Below are 23698 nucleotides of genomic sequence, written 5' to 3' on the forward strand. Positions count from 1 at the left end.
CCGCTGCGGGAGACTTAGCCACGGGCCACCTCCAGGCAAACATCAACAACACTACGGGTGGCATCGGGCTTGGCCAGGCGACGTGCCGTGCTGGCCATTTCTTTGAGTCGTTCGGGGTGCATCAAGACCTCGGTCAGCTGCGCTGCCAGATCGGCAGCGTCAGTGGAGCGTTGTGGCAGAAGGACGGCGGCACCGTCCTTCGCGAGATAGCTGGCATTGCGCGTCTGGTGATCGTCGATCGCGTGGGGCAACGGCACCAGGAAAGCCGGCAGACCGGCAGCAGCCAGTTCACTGACGGTCAGCGCGCCGGAGCGGCAGACCACCAGGTCGGCCCAGGCATAGGCGCGGGCCATGTCGCTGATGAACGGCGCGACTTGCGCTTCGACGCCCACAGCGGTGTAACGTTCGCCAGTCACCGTGGCGTGCTGCTTGCCCGCCTGGTGAAAGACTTCCGGCCGCAGCTCGGCAGATACCTGCGCCAGCGCCTCCGGCAGCAGTTTGTTCAGTGGTTCGGCGCCCAGGCTGCCACCCAGAATCAGCAGACGCGGGCGACGACCGGTCAACGAATCGCGGGGCGTTTCCAGGAACAGTTCCTCGCGCACCGGGTTGCCGGTGGTACGACGCTTGTCCGACGCAGCGAAGGTATCGGGGAAAGCCTCGCAGACCCGGCTGGCGAATGCCACCAGGCTGCGATTGGCGGTACCGGCCACTGCATTCTGTTCGTGAATGATCAGTGGCACGCCGGCCAGTCGCGCAGCCAGGCCGCCCGGGCCGGTTACATAACCACCCATGCCCAACACGCACACCGGCTGCAGCTCACGCACCACCTTGCGCGCCTGGAACAGCGCCTTGAGCAATTGCAACGGCGCCTTGAGCAGCGACAGCTTGCCCTTGCCACGCAGCCCGCTGACGTTGATCAGATGCAGCGGCAGACCGGCAGCCGGCACCAGCTCGTTCTCGATACCGCGCGGCGTGCCCAGCCAGTGCACGCGATAGCCGCGGGCCTGGAATTCACGGGCGCAGGCCAGAGCCGGGAACACATGGCCCCCGGTGCCGCCCGCCATGATCAGCACATTACCGGCCATGAGCAGCCTCCTTGCCGGTAGCGGGCTCGGGGAAGTCCGACTCGTCGAATTCGACGTCCTCGTTGCCCAGCTGATTGCGCGTTTCCCACTCAATGCGCAGCAGCAGCGCCAGGCTCACGCAGCAGATCACCAGAGAGCTGCCGCCGTAGCTGAGGAACGGCAGCGTCAGACCTTTGGTTGGCAGCAGGCCGATATTCACACCGATGTTGATCAGGAACTGGCCGATCCACAGGAAGGCCAGGCCAAAGGCTACATAGGCCGAGAAGTATTGCTTGGCGCGCTCAGCCCACAGCCCGATATACAGGGCACGCACGCTGACGAACACGAACAGGCCGACGGTCGCCAGCGCGCCGACCAGGCCAAGCTCCTCGGCCAGTACGGAGAACACGAAGTCGGTGTGTGCTTCAGGCAGGTAAAACTGCTTCTGGATGCTATTGCCGAGCCCCACGCCCAGCCACTCACCGCGACCGAAGGCGATCAGTGCCTGGGTCAACTGGTAGCCGGAACCGTATTGGTCGGCCCACGGGTCGGTGAAGGTGATCAAACGCTGCAGGCGGTATTCCTGGGTCTGCACCAGCACGAAGACTGCGCCCACGGCCAAGGCCACCATCAGGCCAAAGCGCAGCAGGCCGACGCCACCGAGGAACAACATGGCCATCGCCGAGCCCATCATCACCACGGTGGCGCCGAAGTCAGGCTCCAGCAGCAGCAGAAAAGCCATCGGCAGCAACACCACGAACGGCTTGAAGAAACCGGCCCAGCTCTCACGCACCTCTTCCTGGCGACGCACCAGGTAACCGGCGAGGTAAATCACCACGAAGACCTTGGCGATCTCCGACGGCTGGATGTTGAAGGCGCCGAAGCCGATCCAGCGCCGTGCGCCGTTCACTTCACGGCCAATACCCGGCACCAGCACCATGACCAGCAGCGCCAGCGCAGCCAGGAGCAACAACCAGCCGTGGCGCTGCCAGGTCGCCAGTGGAATCATCAGCACCACACCAGCGGCGCCAAGGCCGATCACCAGGTACACCAGGTGGCGGATCATGTAGTACAGCGGGCTGCCGGTGTTGACCGCCGCCACTTCGGTGGAGGCCGAGGAGATCATCACCAGGCCGAGACCGAGCAGCGCCAGGCAGCCAGCGAGCATGGGGAAGTCCATGTCCAGGCCACGGCGGCTGAACAGCGGGGACGGATAAGGGCGCAAGAAGGACAGCATCAGACGAACGCCTCCACGGCCTGGGCGAACAAGCGCCCGCGTTCTTCGAAGTTCTTGAACATGTCGAGGCTCGCGCAAGCCGGCGACAGCAGCACCGCGTCACCATTTTGTGCGATAGCTGCAGCTTGCTCGACCGCCGCCTGTAGGCTGTCGACACGAACGATGTCCACTGCGCCGTCGAGCACCGCAGCCAGCTTGTCGGCATCACGGCCAAGCAGCACCACGGCGCGGCAATGCGCCGCCACCGGTTTGCGCAGGCTGGAGAAGTCGGCGCCTTTGCCGTCGCCACCGGCGATCAGCACCAGCTTGCCGGCGATGTCATCGCCCAGGCCTTCGATGGCCGCCAGGGCGGCACCGACGTTGGTGGCCTTGGAATCATCGTAATAGCTCACGCCTGCACGCTCGCCGACCCACTGGCAGCGATGCGGCAAGCCAGTGAAACCCTTGAGGGTATCGAGCATGGCATCCATCGGCAGCCCTACAGCGTGGCCGAGCGCCAACGCGGCCAGTGCATTGGACTGGTTATGCGCGCCGCGGATTTTCAGCTCGCGCACCGGCAACAGTGTCTCGAACTGATAGGCCAGATACTTCTCGCCATTTTCCTCGAGCAGACCGAAGCGCTTGAAGTCAGGTTTACCGAGGCCGAAGCTCCAGCACGGTACCTGCTCGGCGATCATCGGCCGCGACAGCGGGTCGTCCCGGTTCACCACCACTTGCCGCGCGCCACGGAACACGCGGTGCTTGGCCAGGTGATAGGCCGGCAGATCGGCATAGCGATCCATATGGTCTTCGCTGATATTCAGGCAGGTAGCCACTTCAGCGTTGAGCAATTCAGTGGTTTCCAGCTGGAAGCTGGACAGCTCGATCACATACAGCTCGACGTCATCGGCAAGCAGATCCAGCGCAGGCGTGCCAAGGTTGCCGCCCACGGCGACCTTGCGACCGGCCGCTACAGCCATCTCGCCGACCAGAGTGGTCACGGTGCTCTTCGCGTTGGAGCCAGTGATGGCGATGATCGGGGCCTTGGCGGCGCGGGCGAACAGATCGATGTCACCGGACAGCTTGGCACCACGCTTCGCCGCTTCCTGCAACGCAGGAGTGGCCACGGCCAGGCCGGGGCTGATCAGCAGTTCGCTGGCACGGCCAAGGAATTCCGCATCCAATTCGCCACACCGCACTTCGACCTGCGGGAACTGTTCACGCAAGGTGCTCAGCTCCGGCGGATTGGCACGGGTATCGACCACGGCAAAGCGCATGCCCTGGCGCGCGAGGTAGCGCACCAGGGACATGCCGCTCTTGCCGAGGCCGACAACGATGCGGAATTGGTCGGAAGCGATCAGGCTCATTCGTTCCTCAACGCAGTTTCAAAGTGGCAAGACCGATCAGCACCAGAATGACGGTGATGATCCAGAAACGAACGATGACCCGCGGCTCGGGCCAGCCTTTCAATTCAAAGTGGTGATGTATCGGTGCCATGCGGAACACGCGCTTGCCGGTCAGCTTGAAGCTGGCGACCTGGATGATCACCGACAGGGTTTCTATGACGAACACGCCCCCCATGATGAACAGCACGATTTCCTGACGCACGATCACCGCGATGGTGCCCAGTGCAGCGCCTAGCGCCAGCGCACCGACGTCGCCCATGAACACCTGCGCCGGATAGGTGTTGAACCACAGGAAGCCGAGGCCGGCGCCGATCAGCGCGCCGCAGAACACGATCAGCTCGCCTGCGCCCGGTACATAGGGAATCAACAGGTATTCGGAGAAATTCACGTTGCCCGACAGGTAGCAGAAGATGCCCAGGGCGCCGCCGACCATGACGGTCGGCAGAATGGCCAGGCCGTCGAGGCCATCGGTCAGGTTCACCGCATTGCTGGAGCCGACGATGACGAAATAGGTCAGCACCACGAAACCGATGCCCAGCGGGATGCTGACATCCTTGAGCAACGGCACGATCAGGGTGGTTTCCACCGGCGTCTGCGCCGTCATATAAAGGAAGATCGCCGCGCCCAGGCCGAATACCGACTGCCAGAAATATTTCCAGCGGCTCGGCAGGCCGCGCGAATCTTTCTCGATCACCTTACGGTAATCATCGACCCAGCCAATGGCGCCGAATAGCAGGGTGACGATCAGTACCACCCACACGTAGCGGTTGCTCAAATCCGCCCACAGCAGGGTGCTGACGGCGATTGCCGAAAGGATCAGCGCACCGCCCATGGTCGGCGTACCCTTTTTCGACAGATGCGACTGCGGGCCGTCGTTGCGCACGGCCTGACCGATCTGCCGAATTTGCAGGGTACGGATCATCCAGGGGCCCAGGAACAGCGACAGTGTCAGCGCCGTGAGCACGCCGAGAATCCCGCGCAGCGTCAGGTACTGAAAGACCGCGAAGCCCTTGTGGAACTGTTGCAGATACTCTGCCAGCAGCAGCAGCATTTAGTGACTCTCCCCGCTATCGCCACACAGTGCGACCACGACGTTTTCCATCGCGGCGCTGCGTGAACCTTTAATTAGAATGGTGCTGTCGCCGGGCTCGGCGCGTACCGCATCGATCAGCGCGGCCTGGTCGGCGAAGTGCCGGCCAGCGGAACCAAAAGCCTGTACGGCGTGTTTCATCTGTGGCCCGACTGCATACAGAGCGTCCACCTTGCCGAGCGCATATTCGCCGACCTCACGGTGCCCCTGCTCTGACCACTCGCCCAGTTCACCGATATCACCCAGCGCCAGTACCTTGCGCCCGGAGAAACCGGCAAGAATATCGATGGCAGCGCAGATCGAAGCCGGGTTGGCGTTGTAGGTATCGTCAATCACCCGTGCGCCGTTCTGCGCCAATTGCGCGACGGCACGCCCTTTGACCGGCAGCAAGCTTTCGAGACCGTTCTTGATGGCTACCAGCGGCACCGCCAAGGCATGGGCGGCAGCGGCCGCAGCCAAGGCATTGGCGACGTTGTGCTCACCCAACAGGTTCAGTTGCACGCGCGCCTGGCCATCATGGCAATACAGGCTGAAAGCCGAGCACCCACGAGGGTCGCGGCTCAATTCGCTGGCATGGAAATCAGCAGATGCATCACGCAGGGCAAAACTCAGCACCCGGCGCCCGGCCGCACGCTTGACCCAGCGCTCGAAGGCCACGTCATCGCGGTTAAGCACGGCGACGCCACCTTCGGCCAGCCCTTCAAGGATTTCACCCTTGGCCAGCACGATGTTCTCGGGCCCACCGAATTCACCCACATGAGCGCTACCGGCGTTGGTAATGATCGCCACGTGAGGCTGAGTCAGGCCGACGGTGTAGGCGATCTCGCCAATACCGGAAGCACCGAGTTCGATCACCGCGCCCTTGTGCTCTGGAGCCAGCTCCAGCAGGGTCAACGGCACGCCAAGTTGGTTGTTCAGGTTGCCACGGGTGGCCAGCACGGTGCCGCCCAGATCCATGAAAGCAGCGCGCAGGATGCTGGCGAGCATTTCCTTGACCGTGGTCTTGCCACTGGAGCCGGTCACGGCCGCCAACGGGCCGCCGTAGGCCTGACGATTCAATGCAGCCAGTTGGCCAAGTGCCAGTGTCGTATCGCCAACCACCAGCTGTGACAGCGCAACATCTGGTACTTCACGCTCGACCAGCGCAGCCACGGCGCCCTTGGCAGCGACCTGCGCCAGGTAGTCATGGCCGTCGAAACGCGGGCCGCTCAGGGCGATGAACAATTGGCCCGGCACGATGCTGCGGCTATCGGTGCTGACGGCATCGAAAGCGCGATCTTCGCCAACCAGGCGGCCATTCAATGGCCCGGCCACTTCGCTCAAACGCAGTGCCTTAAGCATGTGCCGCCTCCCATGCCGCGAGTGCGCGAGCCGCTTCCTGCAGATCGGAGAACGGCTGACGCACGCCGTCGATTTCCTGGTAGTCCTCGTGGCCCTTGCCAGCCAGCACCACCACGTCGCCCACTGCGGCTTCGCCGATCAGTTCAGCGATGGCACGGCCACGACCATGGACGAAACGCACTTGATCCGCGCTGCGCAAACCGCCACGGATATCCTCGAAAATCTGCTCGGGTGCCTCGCTGCGCGGATTGTCGTCGGTAACCAGCGTGGCATCGGCCAGGCGCTCGACGACTTCGGCCATCAGCGGACGCTTGCCGCGATCACGATCACCGCCGCAGCCGAACAGGCACAGCAGGCGACCGGTGACATGTGGGCGCAACGCACTCAGTACTTTTTCCAGGGCGTCCGGGGTGTGGGCGTAATCGACCACCACCAGCGGTGCCTGCTGACCACCCAGACGCTGCATGCGCCCGACCGGCCCCTGCAGACGCGGCAGGGTCTTGAGAATCTCGTCCAGCGGGTAGTCCATGGCCACCAGCGCACCGACCACCGCCAGCAGATTGCTGAGGTTGAAGCGCCCCAACAACGAGCTGCGCAGGCTGCCTTCGCCACGCGGCGTGACCAATGTGGCGCGCACGCCCTGATCATCGAAATGGATGTCGCGGCAGAACAGGTAGGCGCTTTGATTTTCCAGGCTGTAACCGATCAGGCGCGACTCGCGCTCTTCCTCGGCCAGTTTGCGACCTACGGCGTCATCCAGATTGATCACCCGGCTACGCAGGCTCGGCCAGGCGAACAGGGCCGACTTGGCAGCCTGATAGGCCTCCATCGAGCCGTGATAGTCCAGGTGATCGCGCGACAGGTTGGTGAACACCGCCACGTCGAAGTCCAGCGCGGCGACACGACCTTGATGCAGACCGTGGGACGATACTTCCATGGCGATCGCCCGGGCACCGTTCTTCTTCAGCCCGGCCAGGGTCGCCTGCACGCCGATAGGATCGGGCGTGGTGTGCAGCCCCTGAGCCAGGGCGCCATAGAAACCGTTGCCGAGGGTGCCGACGATGCCGCAAGGCTCGCCGAGCAGATCCAGTGCCTGAGCCAGCAATTGGCTGACGCTGGTTTTACCGTTGGTGCCGGTGATGCCGACCATGTGCAGGCCACGGCTCGGCTCGCCATAGAAGCGTCCGGCAATCGCCGACAACTGCCCTGCCAGCCCCTTGATGGCGACCAGCTCGGCGCTCTCGGCGGTCATTGGCAGGGAACCGTCGATTTCGTAGGCAACCGCAGCAGCACCACGGGAAATCGCGTCGGCAATGTGCACGCGGCCATCCTGACGAGTGCCGGGCACGGCCAGGAACAGATCGCCCGGACGCACCTGACGGCTGTCCAGGGTCAGCTCACGGATCAGTACGCCGCTGCTTGCCTGAGGCAACAACTGGTTCAATGGCATGGGCATCAGCCGCGCCCTCCATTGTTGGTCGCCGTCGGCGCTTCGGCTTTTGCCGCCGCGGTCTCGGGCAGATTGTCCGGGGTGATGTTCATCAGGCGCAGGCCGCCGGCCATGACGCGGCTGAACACCGGCGCCGATACCAGGCCGCCGTAGTAACCGCTCTTGCTGGGCTCGTCGATGACCACGGCGATGGCGATACGTGGGTTGCTCGCTGGAGCGAAGCCGGCGAACAGCGAACGGTAGGCATTGGCCTGATAGCCCTTGGTGCCGGAGGCGGTCTTGCGTGCGGTGCCGCTTTTGCCGGCCACGTGGTAACCCGGCACCTGGGCGCGGAATACGCCACCTGGCGCTTCGATCACTTGTTGCAGCATGCCCTGTAGGGTGTGGGCGACGTCTTCCGGGATCACCTGCACGCTGTCGCGCACGCGGTCGGTACGGGTCAGCGACATCGGCACGCTGCGGCCGCTGTTACCGAGTACGGCATAAGCATGCGCCAGCTGCACTGCGGTAACCGAAAGCCCGTAGCCGTAGGAAAGGGTCGCGGTCTCTGCCTTGCGCCATTCGCGATGGTTGGGCAGGTTGCCGACGCGCTCGCCCGGGAAGCTCAGACCGGTATCCTGGCCGAGGCCAACTTGCTGCATGACGTCATAAATAGCTGCGCCGCCAATATCGAAGGCGACCTTGCTCATGCCGACGTTACTGGACTTGATGAGAATACCCGTCAGGTCGAGCACGCCTTCCGGCGCACGGGACACGTCCTTGATGGTGTAACGACCAATCTGCAGCGTACCGCCCTGCACATCGACCTTGTCGGTAGGCTTCCAGCGCCCGGTTTCCAGAGCGGCGCTCATGGAGAACGGCTTCATGGTCGAGCCAGGCTCGAACACATCGATCATCGCCCGGTTGCGCATGGCGGCCGGCTGCAGATTGCGGCGGTTGTTCGGGTTGTAGGTCGGCTGGTTGACCATGGCGAGGATTTCGCCGGTCTTCACGTCGACCATCACCAGGCTACCGGCCTTGGCGCCGAACTCGACCAGCGCATTGCGCAGCTCGCGGTGAGCCAGGTATTGCAGGCGCAGATCGATGGAAAGCGCCAGAGCCTTACCGGCTTTGGCGTTCTGAGTAACCTGAACATCGCGGATCAGACGACCACGCCTGTCCTTGAGCACCTGGCGCTTGCCAGGCACGCCGGCCAGCCAATCCTCGAACGCCAGCTCGACACCTTCGCGGCCGCGGTCGTCGATGTCGGTGAAGCCGACCATATGGGCGGTCACTTCACCGGCCGGGTAGAAACGGCGGAATTCTTCGATTGGGTAAACGCCCGGCACCTTGAGGTCAAGCACGCGCTGGCCCTGCTCCGGGGTCAGACCACGAACCAGGTACATGAACTCGCGCTCGGCATTGGCCTGCAGGCGCGTGGCGAAGGCATTCGGTTCTTGACCAAGCGCGGCAGCGAGCACCGGCCACTGGGCCTTGCCGGCCTGCAGCTCCTTGCCATTGGCCCACAGCGTGGTGACCGGAGTACTGACGGCCAGCGGCTCGCCATTGCGGTCAGTGATCAGGCCACGGTGTGCCGGGATAGGAATGTGCCGCACGCTGCGCGCATCGCCATGGGCCTTGAGGAAGTCATGGTCGAATACGTGCAGCTCGAAGATCCGCGCAGCAATCGCCGCGACCATCACCGCCAGCAGCAGCATGACCAGGCGGAAGCGCCACGGGTAGAGAGCTCCCTCGAGCTTCATCATGGCGCCACCATGCGCACTTCGGCAGCGTCGGGGATGCGCATTTTCAGCTGTTCGCTGGCCAGGGTCTCGATACGGTTGTGAGCGGTCCAGGTGCTTTGCTCAAGAATCAACCGCCCCCACTCAGCCTGCGCCTTGTCGCGCACGCTGAGTTCGGCATACAGGCCATTGAGCAACTGACGATTCCAATGCGCGCTGTAGGACACTGCCAGCGCGGAGCCGAGCACGGCAACGAAGAGCACCAGCATCAGCAGGCTGCCCTTGGGGAAACGCTTGGCGAGCACGCCGCTCATCGCAGCTTCTCCGCGACACGCATGACGGCGCTGCGCGAGCGAGGGTTGGCCTTGAGCTCGGCTTCGGAAGCAAACTGCGGCTTGCCGATCAGCTTCAGGCGCGGTTCGAAGGCCTTGGGAATGATCGGCAAGTCGCGGGGCAATTTGTCCATTTCGCCCTTGGCGTGCTTACGCATGAACAATTTGACGATGCGGTCTTCCAGGGAGTGAAAGCTGATCACGACCAGACGACCACCAACTTCCAGGCTTTCCAGCGCGGCATCGAGACCACGTTCCAGGTCACCCAGCTCGTTGTTGACGTGAATGCGCAGGCCCTGGAAAGCTCGGGTAGCCGGATTCTTGCCCTTCTCCCAGGCGGGATTGGCCACGGTCAGTACCTGAGCCAGATCGGCGGTACGCTCGAACGGCTGCTCGGCACGACGTGCTACCACCGCGCGAGCCATACGCTTGGCAAAACGCTCTTCGCCGTATTCCTTGAAGACCCGGGCGATTTCGTCGGCATCGGCAGTGGCAATGAACTGCGCTGCACTGACGCCACGCGTCGGATCCATGCGCATGTCCAGAGGGCCGTCATTGAGGAAGCTGAAGCCGCGTTCGGCGTCGTCCAACTGCGGGGACGACACACCCAGATCCAGCAGCACGCCACTGGCCCTACCGGCGAGATCGCGGACAGCGAGCTCATCAGCAAGTTCCGCAAAGCTTCTCTGCACAACGACAAAGCGGCCGTCTTCGGCCGCTAGCGTATTTCCAGTCGCGATTGCGAGAGGTCCTTATCGAACCCCAGCAAGCGACCGCCTGGCCCGATCCGATCAAGGATCAGCCGGCTGTGCCCCCCTCGCCCGAATGTACCGTCCACATAGCAGCCATCCGCACGCAGCGAGAGGCCTTCGACGGCCTCCTCGAGCAGTACAGTGATATGGCGGAAGGTAGAGGTCATATTCACAGGATCAGGTCACGTAAGTCATCGGAAAGAGCACCCGGTTGCTTGATGGCGGCCAGATCGGCGTCAGCCACGGCATTCCAGGAATCCTCATCCCACAGTTGAAATTTATTTAGCTGCCCTACCAACATCGCGCGCTTATCCAGCTTGGCGTACTCGCGCAGACGCGGTGGAACCAGAAAACGACCACTACCGTCCAGCTCGAGATCGACGGCATTACCAATCAGCAAACGCTGCAGGCGGCGGTTTTCCTCACGGAAGGACGCCAGCTCACGCAGCTTGTTTTCGATGATTTCCCACTCCGGCAGCGGATAGACACAAAGGCAGGGATCGATGGCATCAATGGTAACGATGAGCTGGCCAGCCGAACGCGACACGAGCTCGTCCCGATACCGGCTAGGCATCGCGAGTCGCCCTTTGGCGTCGAGACTTATGGCGTTAGCTCCGCGAAACACTGTTGCGTTTCCCCTTAATTAGCCATCTGCATCCAAAAAAACCCACTTCATGCCACTTTTCACCACCGGAGCACACTATAGGAACGCGCATACCCCACCGTCAAGGCGCGCCAGAACGGAAAAGTCCTTATAGAACGGAGATTTAGCGGATAAAGGAGGGAGTGTGACAGAGGTATCGGAGCGATAGTCGGGGTAAAAACAAGCACATACAGAAGCCTGACCCACAAACTTAAAGTAGTTTGTTAAGAGTAAGATCTTTTCGGTATTAGAAACGAGAGGATGGAGCGCAAAGCGAAAGGAGGTGGAGAGTCGATCTATAAGCCGGGTTCTGTCGAGGACAGTCATTCCTCTACGACGGACATCACTGTACGTCTTTAGCAACCTACCCGGTTCCAGCGCGGGCCACGCCAATGGAACCCTATTTGGTCTTGCTCCGAGTGGGGTTTGCCTAGCCACGGACTGTTACCAGCCGTGCGGTGCGCTCTTACCGCACCTTTTCACCCTTACCGGCGCCGAAGCGCTTAGGCGGTTATTTTCTGTGGCACTTTCCGTAGGCTCACGCCCCCCAGGCATTACCTGGCACTCCGCCCTATGGAGCCCGGACTTTCCTCCCCCACACTTCGCGAACGAAGCACGGCAGCGACTGTCCGATCGACTCTCCGCCGACTAGGGTAACCGCTGGGGCACCGCGAGAACAAGTTCAAACATCCTGCTGACGCTCTAACGCGGCCTGATAAAGCAGGTTCTTGCGCACCCCGGTGATCTGCGCCGCCAGCGCCGCCGCACGTTTGAGCGGCAGTTCGGCGAGCAGCAGATCGAGCACGCGCAGCGCTTCGACACTGACCGCGGCCTCGTCTTCAGGCGCCTGCCAGCCCGCCACCAGCACCACGCACTCGCCACGCTGCTGATTGGCATCCGCAGCCACCCATTCGCACAACTGCTCGAGCGGCAGCCCCTGCAGGGTTTCGAAGGTCTTGGTCAGCTCACGCGCCAGCAGCGCCTGGCGCTCGCCGCCGAACACGTCGCGCATGTCCTGCAGGCATTCCAGAATCCGGTGCGGCGCCTCATAGAAGATCAGCGTACGCGGCTCTTCACGCACCAGCTCAAGGCGGGTGCGCCGCCCCACGCTCTTAGCGGGCAGGAAACCTTCGAAGACGAAACGATCGGAAGGCAGGCCGGCAGCGGACAACGCGGCGATCAACGCGCAAGCGCCCGGCACCGGCACCACGCGAATACCCGCAGCACGCGCCTGGCGCACCAGATGGTAGCCGGGATCGGAGATCAGCGGCGTACCGGCATCAGAAATCAGTGCGACATCTTCGCCCGCACGCAGACGCTCGATAAAGCGGCTGCCCTCATCACGCTCGTTGTGCTCATGACAGGCAGCCAGCTGCGTGCCAATACCGAAGTGCTGCATCAGGCGCGAGGAGTGCCGGGTATCCTCGGCAGCGATCAGCGCGACACTGCTGAGCACCTTGAGCGCCCGGGCGCTGAGGTCGTCGAGATTGCCGATAGGCGTCGCCACCACGAACAAGGTGCCCGTGGCGGAACGGGGAGCTTCATTAGCAGTCACGGCGGCGCCTCATCTAATCAGAAAGCGCTCATTGTAACGCGTGCGACAAACGAGGGGTTCCCGACGGACGATACCGCTGTCTGCGCACCGGTTAACACCTTCGAGATCGCGCCGACGGCATGCCTTGGGTACAATTGTGCGTTCATTTGCTCAAGAACCGGAATCGCTTACATGATCGCCTGCCTGCGTCCGCTCTCTGCACTCTGCCTTGCCGGCTTGCTCGTTGCCTGCAGCAGCTCGCCCACCTCCAACCTCGGCGAACTGCCTCGCACACCTCAAGCCAGCCTCGAGCAGATGCTCCAGCAGGCCGGTACCAGCCAGAGCGAAGACGCGCAATTGCTGCGCCTCACCGCCGCCGACCTGGCCTACAAGCAAGGCAACGCCGAGCGCGCCAGCGGCATTCTCGCTCAGGTCGACCTGCAGACCCTCAAGCCGGCTCAGCAGATATTCGCCAGCACGCTCGCTGCCGAATTGGCCCTGACCCGCAACGATGCCAAGGCAGCGCTCAGTGCCCTCGCCCATCCCAGCCTTGAGCGCCTCGGTGAACTGCCGGTCGAACAGCAGACACGCACCCAGCTGACCCGCGCCAACGCACTCGAGAAAGATGGCCAGATTCTCGCCGCAGCCCGTGAGCGCGTGTTCATCGCGCCGCTGCTGAGCGGCGACGAGGCACAGCGCAACCAGGATCAGATCTGGAGCCTGGTCTCCAGCCTGCCGGCCGAGCCGGCGCCCAGCGCCGACGATGCCGATCTGGCCGGCTGGCTGTCTCTGGCGCAGGTCGCCAAGACAGTCGGCACCCTGCAACAGCAGCAGGGCGCCATCGACAACTGGCTGGCTCAGCACCCGAACCACCCCGCTGCCCTGCAACTGCCGAAAGCCCTGGCCGACCTGCAGGCGCTGTCCAGTCAGCCGCTGGAAAAGATCGCCCTGCTGCTGCCACAGGAAGGCCAACTGGCATCCGTGGCGCGCGCACTGCGTGACGGATTCCTTGCCGCTCACTACCAGGCGCAGCAGAGCGGCGAGAAGCAGCCGCAGATCCAGCTGTACGACAGTGCCCGCCTGACCTCCCTGGATGATTTCTACCGCCAGGCTCAGGCCGATGGCGTGCAACTGGTCGTCGGCCCACTCGAGAAGAATCTGGTGACTCAGCTGGGTAATCGCGAGCAACTGCCGATCACCACGCTGGCCCTCAACTACAGCGAAGCCAGCGCAGAAAGCCCGGAGCAACTGTTCCAGTTCGGTCTGGCTGCCGAAGACGAAGCCCGTGAAGTCGCTCGTCGCGCCTGGGCCGATGGCAAGCGCAGCGCCGTCGCACTGGTTCCCAAAGGTGACTGGGGCGATCGCGTTCTGGCCGCGTTCCAGCAAAGCTGGCAGGCCGCCGGCGGCACCTTCCTCGGTGCCGAACATATCGACCAACCGGTGGACATGGCTCGGCAGATCGCCAACCTGTTCCAGCTCAGCGGCAGCGGTTCGGCCTCTGGCGCCGCGCCCAGCCGCCGCCAAGATGTCGATTTCATCTTCCTTGCCGCCACGCCGCAACAGGCTCAACAGATCAAACCGACCCTGGCCTACCAGTACGCAGGTGAAGTACCGGTCTATGCGACCTCGCACCTGTTCAACGGCAGCATGAACGCCGCCCAGTATCGCGACCTAGACGGCATCCGTTTCTGCGAAACGCCGTGGCTGCTGGACGCCAACGACCCACTGCGCCAGCAGGTCAACAACCAGTGGCCGCAAGCTGGCGGCAGCATGGGCCGCCTGTACGCCATGGGCGTCGACGCCTTCCGCCTGGCGCCGCGCCTCGGCCAGCTCAAGGCACTGCCAGACAGCCGTGTCGATGGTCTTTCAGGCAGCCTCAGCCTGAACCCAGCACAGCGCGTGGAGCGTCAACTGCCCTGGGCTGAAATTCGTGGCGGGCAGATCCAGCGCCTGCCCGACGTTCCGCTTTGAGCGACGACCCGCGACATGCCAGCGGGCGAGCGGCTGAAGCCCTCGCCCGCGAGCATCTCGAAACTCACGGTCTGAAACACATCGCCCATAACTGGCGCGGCCAACGCGGCGAACTCGATCTGGTCATGCTCGATGGCGATACAGTAGTATTCGCCGAAGTGCGCTACCGCAAACACAATGCCTGGGGCGGTGCGATCGAAAGCGTCGACAAGCGCAAGCGCGACAAGCTGATCGCAACGGCGACGCAGTTTCTGCAGCAAGAGAAGCGCTGGGCCAAACATCCCTGTCGTTTCGATGTCATAGCCATAGGCCATGGCAAACCCGCACCACTGGAGTGGATCAGGAACGCCTTCGACAGCTGAAGCTCCGGCTTGCTGCGAACGCTCCGCTTCACCGCCATTTTCAACGACAGCGCTGCGCGCCACCCGGCTCGGCGTACCGTTACAGTCAAGGTCAAAACATCCACATGGATATGCAAGCCCGTATTCGCCAGCTGTTTCAAGCCAGCATAGAAGCCAAGCACCACGCGATGGAGGTACTGCCACCTTTCATCGAGCACGCCAGTCAGGTGATGGTTCAGGCGCTGCTCAGCGAAGGCAAGATTCTTTCCTGCGGCAACGGCGGCTCCGCTGGCGACGCTCAGCATTTCTCCTCGGAACTGCTCAACCGTTTCGAGCGTGAGCGCCCGAGCCTGCCCGCCATTGCGCTGACCACCGATAGCTCGACGATCACCTCGATCGCCAACGATTACAGCTACAACGAAATTTTCTCCAAGCAGATTCGTGCACTGGGCCAACCTGGCGACGTGCTGCTGGCGATCTCCACCAGTGGCAACTCGGCCAACGTGATCCAGGCCATTCAGGCGGCCCACGACCGAGAAATGACCGTGGTCGCCCTGACCGGGCGTGACGGCGGCGGCATGGCTTCGCTGCTGCTCCCCGAAGATGTGGAAATTCGCGTGCCGTCCAAGGTCACGGCACGCATTCAGGAAGTCCATTTGCTGGCCATCCACTGCTTGTGCGACCTTATCGACAGTCAACTGTTTGGGAGTGAAGAATGACCCGTTCACCATTGATCTTCGCCGCACTGGCAATCAGCCTCATCCTTGGCGGTTGCGGCAGCCGTAGCATTGGCAACAAGATCGACGATCAGTTCGTCGGCCCCAATGTCGAAAACGCCATTACCCGCGCGCACGCTGATCTCGCTAGCCCCACCTCGCACATCGTGGTGAGCAGCTACAACGGCGTGATCCTGATCGCAGGGCAAACGCCACGCGCCGAACTGAAGAGCACCGCCGAGCAGGCCGCGCGCACCGTACAAGGCGTGCGCAAGGTACACAACGAGCTGCAGGTGCAGCAGCCAAGCTCGCTGCTGGCCCGCAGCAACGACTCGCTGCTGACCACTAAGATCAAAACCCAGATGCTCGCCGACAGCGGCGTACCGGGCAGTCGCATCAAGGTGATCACCGAGAACGGTGTTGTCTACTTGCTGGGCGTCGTCAGCCGCCAGGAAGCCAATGCCGCCAGCAACGTCGTACAGAACACCTCGGGCGTACAAAAGATCATCAAGCTGTTCCAGTACACCGACTGATCAGTAAACGCCGTAACAAAAAACGCCAGCCAGGCATGCCCTGACTGGCGTTTTTTTATAACGGGCGCTTAGGCATCAACTGGACAACACAATGTCGCGCCCCTGCCAGCCATCCGCCTGCCTGGAAACGACTAGCAGACGATTGCCCACGCCTGCCGCTGATGCGATACATCGCCCCTGCCCATCCCAGAACGCACTACGCCCGGCTGCAACCCAGCCTCCCGTTGGGCCTCCATGATTAGCCATCAGCACCGCCATACCATGCCGCCGTGCATAGTCCTGCAACAGCGAGCTGTCGTGGTGATAACCGCCCTCGCCGATAAGCACACTGGCTGCATACACCTGCGCACCACGCTCGGCTGCCTGAGCAGGATGGTCGGCATGAGCGAAATCCGCACACACCGACAAGGCCACCGACATGGCCTCAATACGCAGCAACTGGCCACCCTGGCCTGAGCTGAAAAACTGCTCTTCACCTGCATGCAGATACTGCTTGGTAATAGATGGCACGTGAGCCGTCGGGATGAACAATGCAGGCGGCAATTTGCGGCTTGTCATGGCCTGCGACACGCAGCGGGAAACCTACTACGGCCGTCATGCCGGCCTGCACGGCCAGACTGCACAACGGACCGAGCAACGCGCTGTCGGTAGCCTGCGCCAGCACAGCGGCCAGAGCCGGCTCGTATCCGCTAAGAGATAGCTCGGGGAAGACAATCAGGGCCGCGCCCAGCTCACGAGCGCGCCGCATGAAATCCAGATGCAGAGCCAGGTTGGCAGCGAGATCGCCAGCCTGCACCGCACATTGAGCCGCAACCAGAACAGGTGACGACATGAGCTTCTCCGCGAAAAGCGCAACTTTAGCGCAGCGTCTGCGCCGCTAAAACTAACAGCAATAAAAAAGCCAGTCAGGTCACCCTGACTGGCTTTTTTCGTAGCAGCGGCGTTAGCCCGGATCAGACACCCGAAGCTTTGGCAGCGGCAACGTCCTTGATGGACAGCTTGATACGGCCGCGGTTGTCGACGTCCAGTACCAGCACTTCGACCTCCTCGCCTTCTTTCAGAATGTCGGTGACCTTCTCTACGCGCGCATCGCTGAGCATGGAGATGTGCACCAGACCGTCTTTGCCCGGCAGGATGTTGACGAAGGCACCGAAGTCGACGATGCGCTCAACCTTACCGACATAGATCTTGCCGATCTCGGCTTCCGCAGTGATGCCCAGAACGCGCTGACGCGCGGCTTCTGCAGCTTCCTTGGTTTCGCCGAAGATCTTGATCGAGCCGTCGTCTTCGATATCGATCGAAGCCTTGGTCTCTTCACAGATGGCGCGGATGGTGGCGCCGCCTTTACCGATGACGTCGCGAATCTTGTCCTGATCGATCTTCATGGCGATCATGGTCGGCGCATTGGCCGACAGTTCGCTACGCGATTGAGCAATGACCTGATTCATCTGGCCGAGGATATTCAGGCGCGCTTCCAGGGCTTGGCCCAGAGCGATTTCCATGATTTCTTCGGTGATGCCCTGGATCTTGATGTCCATCTGCAGCGCGGTGACGCCATTGGCGGTACCCGCTACCTTGAAGTCCATGTCGCCCAGGTGATCTTCGTCGCCGAGGATGTCGGTCAGAACGGCGAATTTCTCGCCCTCTTTCACCAGACCCATGGCGATACCGGCTACCGGTGCCTTCATCGGCACACCAGCGTCCATCAGCGCCAGGGAAGCACCACAGACCGAGGCCATGGAGCTGGAACCGTTGGACTCGGTGATTTCCGACACGACACGGATGGTGTACGGGAACACGTCAGCAGCTGGCAGCATGGCTGCGATCGAACGACGAGCCAGGCGGCCGTGGCCGATTTCACGACGACCAGTGGCGCCCATACGGCCACACTCGCCCACCGAGTACGGCGGGAAGTTGTAGTGCAGCATGAAGGGGTCTTTACGCTCGCCTTCGAGGGTGTCCAGCAGCTGTGCGTCACGGGCAGTACCGAGGGTAGCAACGACCAGCGCCTGGGTTTCGCCGCGGGTGAACAGCGCCGAACCGTGGGTCTTGTCCAGTACGCCGACCTCGATGTTCAGGCCACGTACGGTACGGGTGTCACGGCCATCGATACGCGGTTTGCCGTTGACGATGTTCTCGCGCACGGTGCGGTATTCGATTTCGCCAAATACTTCTTTGACTTCGCCGGCAGTTGGCTGGCCTTCTTCGCCAGAGAACTTGGCAACGATTTCATTGCGCAGCTCACCCAGACGGGCATAGCGCTCGTGCTTGACGGTGATGGTGTAAGCCTGGGAGATGGCATCACCGAACTCGCCGCGAATAGCGCTGAGCAGTGCGGTGTTTTCAGCCTTAGGCTGCCAGTCCCACGTCGGCTTGGCGGCTTCGGCAGCCAGCTCGGCGATAGCCTGGATAACGACCTGGAATTCATCATGGGCGAACAGCACAGCGCCCAGCATCTGGTCTTCGGTCAGCTCTTTGGCTTCCGACTCAACCATCAGTACGGCGTCTTTGGTGCCGGCTACGACCATGTCCAGGCTGGAAGCCTTGAGCTGCTCATAGTTCGGGTTCAGCAAGTAGCCGGTTTCCGGATGGAAAGCGACGCGGGCGGCACCGATTGGGCCGTTGAACGGAATGCCGGAGATCGCCAGAGCAGCCGAGGTACCGATCATCGCAGCGATGTCCGGATCGGTCTTCTTGCTGGTGGAAACCACGGTGCAGATGACTTGCACTTCGTTTTGGAAGCCTTCCGGGAACAGCGGACGGATCGGACGATCGATCAGACGCGAGGTCAGGGTTTCTTTCTCGGAGGGACGGGCCTCACGCTTGAAGAAACCGCCGGGGATCTTGCCTGCAGCGTAGGTTTTTTCCTGGTAATGCACGGACAGCGGGAAAAAGCCTTTGCTCGGGTCGGCAGTTTTAGCGCCGGTTACGGCAACCAGTACAGCAACGTCGTCGTCAACGGTGACCAGCACTGCGCCGGAGGCTTGACGGGCGATACGGCCAGTCTCGAGGGTAACGGTCGATTGACCGAACTGAAATTTCTTGATTACCGGGTTCACGGTGTTTTCCTTCTCTCTGTTGCCTTTGGGGAAACGGTTTCTTGCGAATTCGTGGGCAGTTGCTTCGGGAGTCGACCCGGCGCTGTCCAAAACAGGTAAAGCATAAACGCAAAAGCTGGAAGCAGGGCGAGCCCACTTCCAGCTTTTGCGGTCAACGACGCATAAGCATTGCTTAGCGACGCAGACCCAGGCGACCAATCAGGGCGCTGTAACGGCTGGTGTCTTTACCCTTCAGGTAATCCAGCAGCTTGCGGCGCTGGTTAACCATACGGATCAGACCACGACGCGAGTGGTGATCTTTACCGTTGGCCTTGAAGTGGCCTTGCAGCTTGTTGATGTTAGCGGACAGCAGAGCAACCTGAACTTCCGGGCTACCGGTATCGCCTTCGGCTTGCTTGTAGTCGTTAACGATCTGAGCTTTTTCTTCAACGCTGAGTGCCATGTGGGCATCCTCTCATCTGGAGACTGTCGCGAACGACAATCTCAATAGGCCGGGAATAACTTCCCGTGTTTTAAAAGGAGTAATGACCGCGCCTATTGACAGCCACCCTCGATACGAGCCGTTTGAGCAGCTCGCCACGGTCATGCAGACCGAATCAAACGACGCGGCGCAATGCGCCCGTCTTCGCTCACTTCACCGATACCGATGAAGCGGCCATTGTGATCTTGTACCCGCACCATGCCAAACTTCGGCGCATCCGATGCACGCACGGGCTGCCCTTGCAGCCAATAGAACGAACTGTGCTCCGAGAAGCTGAGCAGCGGCCAGTGTTCAAGCCCACTGTCGACAGGGTGAAGGAAGCGATCAACCGCCTCGTGACCACCGTCGGCATGCACCTGCTCCAGCTCTTCCAGGCTGACTGTCTGCGTCAACCCAAACGGCCCGGCCTTGACCCGACGCAGATCTGCGACGTGAGCACCACAACCCAACAGTTGGCCAATATCCTCGACCAGGGTACGAATATAGGTGCCTTTGCTACAGTCCACCGCCAGGCTCGCCTTGTCGGCAGCGCAATCAAGCAACTCAAGGCGCGCAATACTAACAGAACGCGCCTCGCGCTCCACTACTTCTCCTGCCCGAGCCAGCTTGTATAACGGCTGTCCGTCACGCTTGAGTGCCGAGTACATGGGCGGAATCTGACTGATATTGCCGCGAAAACGTGGCAGCAGCGCTTCAATATCAGCCGCCACAACGTTCACCTCACAGCGCTGCAGTACTTCGCCCTCGGCATCCGCCGTGGTGGTGGTGACGCCAAGCTGCATGACCGTCTCGTAACCCTTGTCGGCATCGAGCAGATACTGGGAAAACTTGGTTGCTTCACCAAAGCACAGCGGCAATACGCCGGTGGCCAGTGGGTCGAGGCTACCGGTGTGCCCCGCCTTCTCGGCATTGAGCAGCCAGCGAACTTTCTGCAGTGCGGCGTTGGAACTGAAGCCTTTGGGCTTGTCGAGCAGAATAATGCCGTCGACCTTGCGACGAATACGCTTTACCTGGGCCACGTGCTTACTCCTTGGCCTCGGTATCGTCTTCGTTGTGTTTGCTGTCCTCGGTCACCGCACGCTCGATCAGCGCCGACAGCTGAGCACCACGAATCACACTCTCGTCGTAGTGAAAACGCAGGTTTGGCACACTGCGCAACTTCATCGCCTTGCCGAGCTGCATACGCAGGAAGCCGCTGGCGTCATTGAGCACCCGCAGGCTTTGCGTAACGGGATCTACGCCTTCCTCCGGCTCCGCACCCATGATGGTGACGAATACTTTGGCGTGGCTGGCGTCGCGGCTGACATCGACCGCCGTGACAGTCACCAGGCCACCCAGGCGCGGGTCTTTGACTTCGGTGCGAATCAGCTGCGCCAATTCGCGTTGAATCTGGTCGCCGATACGTTGAGCACGGCTATAGTCTTTTGCCATCTTTGCTACCTTCCACTCGCCTCGATGCTTGAAAAAGCATCGGACTCAAAAGCGGCAAACGCCCGGCCGCGCAAATGCGGGGCCGGGCGCTGCGTGTTGCGACTCGCGATTACAGGCTGCGAGCCACCTGGACTTTCTCGAACACTTCGATCTTGTCGCCGACCTTGACATCGTTGTAGCTCTTCACAGCGATACCGCACTCCATGCCATTACGCACTTCGGCCATATCGTCTTTGAAGCGACGCAGGGATTCCAGCTCGCCTTCGAAGATCACCACGTCGTCGCGCAGTACGCGGATCGGACGGTTACGGTGCACGGTACCTTCAACCACCATACAACCGGCGACCGCGCCAAACTTCGGCGAACGGAACACGTCACGAACTTCGGCGATACCGAGGATGTTCTCGCGAACGTCACTGCCGAGCATACCGGTGAGCGCCTTCTTGACGTCCTCAATGATGTCGTAGATGACGTTGTAGTAACGCATGTCCAGACCTTCCTGCTCGACGATCTTCCGTGCGCCAGCATCGGCACGCACGTTGAAGCCGAACAGTACAGCGTTGGAGGCCAGTGCCAGGTTGGCGTCGGATTCGGTGATACCACCAACCCCGCCACCGACGACGCGCACTTGCACTTCGTCGTTACCCAGACCGCCGAGCGAGCCTTGCAGAGCTTCCAGCGAGCCACGGACGTCGGATTTGAGGACGATGTTGAGCGTCTTCTTCTCTTCCTGACCCATGTTCTCGAAGATATTCTCCAGCTTGCCAGCATGAGCACGGGCCAGTTTCACTTCGCGGAACTTGCCCTGACGGAACAGCGCAACTTCACGCGCTTTCTTCTCGTCAGCCAATACGCTCATTTCGTCACCGGCTTCCGGTGTCCCGTCGAGACCGAGGATCTCAACCGGAATCGCCGGGCCCGCTTCTTTGATCGACTTGCCGTTTTCGTCGAGCATGGCGCGGATACGACCGTAGTTCGAACCGACCAGAACCATGTCGCCCTGGCGCAACGTACCGTCCTGAACCAGAACAGTCGCCACTGGGCCACGCCCCTTGTCCAGGCGAGACTCAACCACTACACCACGGCCCGGGGCCGACGGCGTTGCGGTCAGCTCCAGCACTTCGGCCTGCAGCAGCACGGCTTCAAGCAGATCGTCTACACCGGTACCCACTTTCGCGGACACCGACACGAATGGCGTATCACCGCCCCACTCTTCGGACGTCACACCGTGAACCGACAGCTCGCTGCGGATACGGTCGAGGTCAGCGCCCGGCTTGTCGATCTTGTTCACCGCAACCACCAGCGGTACGCCAGCAGCCTTGGCATGCTGAATCGCTTCGATGGTTTGCGGCATCACGCCGTCATCAGCAGCCACGACCAGGATCACGATATCGGTCGCCTTGGCACCACGAGCACGCATCGCGGTAAACGCGGCGTGGCCCGGGGTATCAAGGAAGGTGACCATGCCGCGATCAGTTTCCACGTGGTAGGCGCCGATGTGCTGGGTGATGCCACCTGCCTCACCAGAAGCCACCTTGGCGCGGCGGATATAGTCGAGCAGCGAGGTCTTACCATGGTCAACGTGACCCATGACAGTAACGACCGGCGCGCGGGAGATAGCCTCCCCTTCGAACTTCAGGTACTCAGCCAGTTGCTCTTCCAGCGCGTTGTCGCTGACCAGCTTGACCTTGTGGCCCAGCTCTTCGGCGATCAGTTGCGCAGTTTCCTGGTCGAGAACCTGGTTGATGGTCACCGGAGTGCCCATCTTGAACATGAACTTGATGACTTCAGCAGCTTTGACCGACATCTGCTGGGACAGCTCGCCAACAGTGATGGTCTCGCCGATGGCAACGTCACGCACGACCGGATACCGGTCGGGCTCTGGAAGCCATGCTGATTGCGCTTCTTGAGCTTGGACTTACCACGACCGCCACGACGGAAGTTATCGCTTTCTTCGTCGACAGTACGCGGAGCAACACGCGGAGCAGGCGCCTTTTCCTTGACGGTTGGGCGATGCTGAGTGGTCTTGCGATCGCCACCACGGCGATCAGCGTCGTCGTTACGAGCTTTGTCTGGGCGACGCGGCTCGTCCTTTTTACGCTCATCGGCTGCAGGTGCTGCGACAGGAGCGACAACCGACGGAGCCTCAACAGCAGGGGTTCGCTCAGCAGTCGGCGAGGAAGTCTGACGCTTGGCCTCTTCCTCGGCCTTACGCTTGGCTTCTTCCTCGGCCTTCAGGCGAACGGCGTCCGCCGCGGCGCGCTGCTCTTCGAGCGCACGCTGCTTCTCGGCTTCGATCTCTTCGTTGCTGCGCTCGACGAAGGTTTTCTTCTTGCGCACTTCAACGCTGATGGTCTTGCTGCCAGCGACCCGCAGGGTGCTGGTGGTTTTGCGCTGCAAGGTAATCTTGCGCGGCGCGTCGGCTTTCTTCTCGCCGTGGCTGCTCTTCAGATGAGCAAGCAGGGCCTGCTTCTCGTTATCGGTGACAACTTGCTCGGCACTGCTGTGCGGCAAACCCGCCTCTCGCATCTGCTGCAGCAGGCGCTCTACCGGTGTGTCGACCACTTGGGCCAGTTCTTTCACCGTGACTTGCGTCATGCACTTCTCTCCTCAGGCC

18 protein-coding genes, 1 other RNA gene and 3 pseudogenes are annotated in these 23698 nt (G+C 61.7%); 4 read left to right on the forward strand and 18 right to left on the reverse strand.

Annotated features, from left to right (window positions below; genetic code table 11):
* Nucleotides 1-14: 14 nt before the first annotated feature.
* The 12 genes and pseudogenes from murG to rsmI form a co-directional block, all read right to left on the reverse strand.
* Nucleotides 15-1085 (reverse strand): undecaprenyldiphospho-muramoylpentapeptide beta-N-acetylglucosaminyltransferase, encoded by a 1071-nt coding sequence (gene murG / locus K5Q02_RS23930; RefSeq protein WP_225835055.1) that lies wholly within the window; start codon nucleotides 1083-1085, stop codon nucleotides 15-17.
* The gene (gene ftsW, locus K5Q02_RS23935; protein ID WP_225835057.1) at nucleotides 1075-2301 is read right to left on the reverse strand and encodes a putative lipid II flippase FtsW; all 1227 of its coding nucleotides are present in this window, start codon (nucleotides 2299-2301) and stop codon (nucleotides 1075-1077) included. Before ftsW ends, murG begins: the two co-directional genes overlap by 11 nt.
* Complete coding sequence (gene murD / locus K5Q02_RS23940; protein ID WP_225835059.1) at nucleotides 2301-3647, reverse strand: UDP-N-acetylmuramoyl-L-alanine--D-glutamate ligase; 1347 nt, start codon at nucleotides 3645-3647, stop codon at nucleotides 2301-2303. Before murD ends, ftsW begins: the two co-directional genes overlap by 1 nt.
* 7 nt (nucleotides 3648-3654) lie before the next feature.
* Nucleotides 3655-4737, reverse strand: a complete 1083-nt coding sequence (mraY, locus tag K5Q02_RS23945) for a phospho-N-acetylmuramoyl-pentapeptide-transferase (protein WP_225835060.1) — start codon at nucleotides 4735-4737, stop codon at nucleotides 3655-3657.
* Nucleotides 4738-6117, reverse strand: a complete 1380-nt coding sequence (locus K5Q02_RS23950; protein WP_225835062.1) for a UDP-N-acetylmuramoyl-tripeptide--D-alanyl-D-alanine ligase — start codon at nucleotides 6115-6117, stop codon at nucleotides 4738-4740.
* Complete coding sequence (locus tag K5Q02_RS23955; protein WP_225835064.1) at nucleotides 6110-7573, reverse strand: UDP-N-acetylmuramoyl-L-alanyl-D-glutamate--2,6-diaminopimelate ligase; 1464 nt, start codon at nucleotides 7571-7573, stop codon at nucleotides 6110-6112. The genes K5Q02_RS23950 and K5Q02_RS23955 overlap by 8 nt, the downstream gene beginning before the upstream one ends.
* On the reverse strand, nucleotides 7573-9309 hold the full coding sequence (locus tag K5Q02_RS23960; protein WP_225839868.1) for a peptidoglycan D,D-transpeptidase FtsI family protein: 1737 nt from the start codon (nucleotides 9307-9309) through the stop codon (nucleotides 7573-7575). The genes K5Q02_RS23955 and K5Q02_RS23960 overlap by 1 nt, the downstream gene beginning before the upstream one ends.
* Nucleotides 9309-9602 carry a cell division protein FtsL gene (gene ftsL, locus K5Q02_RS23965; RefSeq protein WP_042554910.1) on the reverse strand — a complete coding sequence of 98 codons (294 nt, stop codon included), beginning with the start codon at nucleotides 9600-9602 and terminating at the stop codon, nucleotides 9309-9311. Before ftsL ends, K5Q02_RS23960 begins: the two co-directional genes overlap by 1 nt.
* Nucleotides 9599-10539, reverse strand: a pseudogene (gene rsmH / locus K5Q02_RS23970) (16S rRNA (cytosine(1402)-N(4))-methyltransferase RsmH). Before rsmH ends, ftsL begins: the two are co-directional and overlap by 4 nt.
* Nucleotides 10540-10541: 2 nt before the next feature.
* Nucleotides 10542-10997, reverse strand: a complete 456-nt coding sequence (mraZ, locus tag K5Q02_RS23975; protein WP_013792660.1) for a division/cell wall cluster transcriptional repressor MraZ — start codon at nucleotides 10995-10997, stop codon at nucleotides 10542-10544.
* A gap of 301 nt (nucleotides 10998-11298) precedes the next feature.
* An RNA gene (gene rnpB / locus K5Q02_RS23980) (RNase P RNA component class A) lies at nucleotides 11299-11656 on the reverse strand.
* 41 nt (nucleotides 11657-11697) lie between these two features.
* The gene (gene rsmI, locus K5Q02_RS23985; protein WP_225835066.1) at nucleotides 11698-12570 is read right to left on the reverse strand and encodes a 16S rRNA (cytidine(1402)-2'-O)-methyltransferase; all 873 of its coding nucleotides are present in this window, start codon (nucleotides 12568-12570) and stop codon (nucleotides 11698-11700) included.
* A gap of 171 nt (nucleotides 12571-12741) precedes the next feature.
* Here rsmI and K5Q02_RS23990 point away from each other — a divergent pair, with 171 nt between their 5' ends.
* The 4 genes from K5Q02_RS23990 to K5Q02_RS24005 all read left to right on the forward strand — a co-directional run bounded on the left by K5Q02_RS23990 (nucleotide 12742) and on the right by K5Q02_RS24005 (nucleotide 16110).
* Complete coding sequence (locus K5Q02_RS23990; RefSeq protein ID WP_225835067.1) at nucleotides 12742-14520, forward strand: penicillin-binding protein activator; 1779 nt, start codon at nucleotides 12742-12744, stop codon at nucleotides 14518-14520.
* The gene (locus tag K5Q02_RS23995; RefSeq protein ID WP_225835069.1) at nucleotides 14517-14882 is read left to right on the forward strand and encodes a YraN family protein; all 366 of its coding nucleotides are present in this window, start codon (nucleotides 14517-14519) and stop codon (nucleotides 14880-14882) included. Before K5Q02_RS23990 ends, K5Q02_RS23995 begins: the two co-directional genes overlap by 4 nt.
* Before the next feature lie 104 nt (nucleotides 14883-14986).
* Nucleotides 14987-15580 (forward strand): phosphoheptose isomerase, encoded by a 594-nt coding sequence (locus K5Q02_RS24000; protein ID WP_042554905.1) that lies wholly within the window; start codon nucleotides 14987-14989, stop codon nucleotides 15578-15580.
* Nucleotides 15577-16110, forward strand: coding sequence for a BON domain-containing protein (locus tag K5Q02_RS24005; RefSeq protein ID WP_225835071.1), 534 nt, complete (start codon nucleotides 15577-15579; stop codon nucleotides 16108-16110). Before K5Q02_RS24000 ends, K5Q02_RS24005 begins: the two co-directional genes overlap by 4 nt.
* Before the next feature lie 75 nt (nucleotides 16111-16185).
* Here the strand turns inward: K5Q02_RS24005 and K5Q02_RS24010 are convergent.
* From K5Q02_RS24010 to infB, 6 genes and pseudogenes are all read right to left on the reverse strand, one after another.
* Nucleotides 16186-16942: pseudogene (locus K5Q02_RS24010) on the reverse strand (carbon-nitrogen hydrolase family protein).
* Nucleotides 16943-17063: 121 nt separating this feature from the next.
* Nucleotides 17064-19169, reverse strand: a complete 2106-nt coding sequence (gene pnp, locus K5Q02_RS24015) for a polyribonucleotide nucleotidyltransferase (protein ID WP_225835073.1) — start codon at nucleotides 19167-19169, stop codon at nucleotides 17064-17066.
* A 172-nt stretch (nucleotides 19170-19341) separates the two neighbouring features.
* Entirely contained in the window at nucleotides 19342-19611 is a 270-nt protein-coding gene (rpsO, locus tag K5Q02_RS24020) for a 30S ribosomal protein S15 (protein WP_042554902.1), read from the reverse strand.
* A 140-nt stretch (nucleotides 19612-19751) separates the two neighbouring features.
* Nucleotides 19752-20669: a tRNA pseudouridine(55) synthase TruB gene (truB, locus tag K5Q02_RS24025; protein ID WP_225835076.1), complete on the reverse strand. Its 918-nt coding sequence runs from the start codon at nucleotides 20667-20669 to the stop codon at nucleotides 19752-19754.
* Nucleotides 20670-20673: 4 nt separating this feature from the next.
* The gene (gene rbfA, locus K5Q02_RS24030) at nucleotides 20674-21081 is read right to left on the reverse strand and encodes a 30S ribosome-binding factor RbfA (protein ID WP_225835078.1); all 408 of its coding nucleotides are present in this window, start codon (nucleotides 21079-21081) and stop codon (nucleotides 20674-20676) included.
* A 109-nt stretch (nucleotides 21082-21190) separates the two neighbouring features.
* Nucleotides 21191-23679, reverse strand: a pseudogene (gene infB / locus K5Q02_RS24035) (translation initiation factor IF-2).
* Between the last annotated feature and the right edge of the window lie 19 nt (nucleotides 23680-23698).

The organism is Pseudomonas sp. MM211, from assembly GCF_020386635.1.
Lineage (GTDB): Bacteria > Pseudomonadota > Gammaproteobacteria > Pseudomonadales > Pseudomonadaceae > Aquipseudomonas.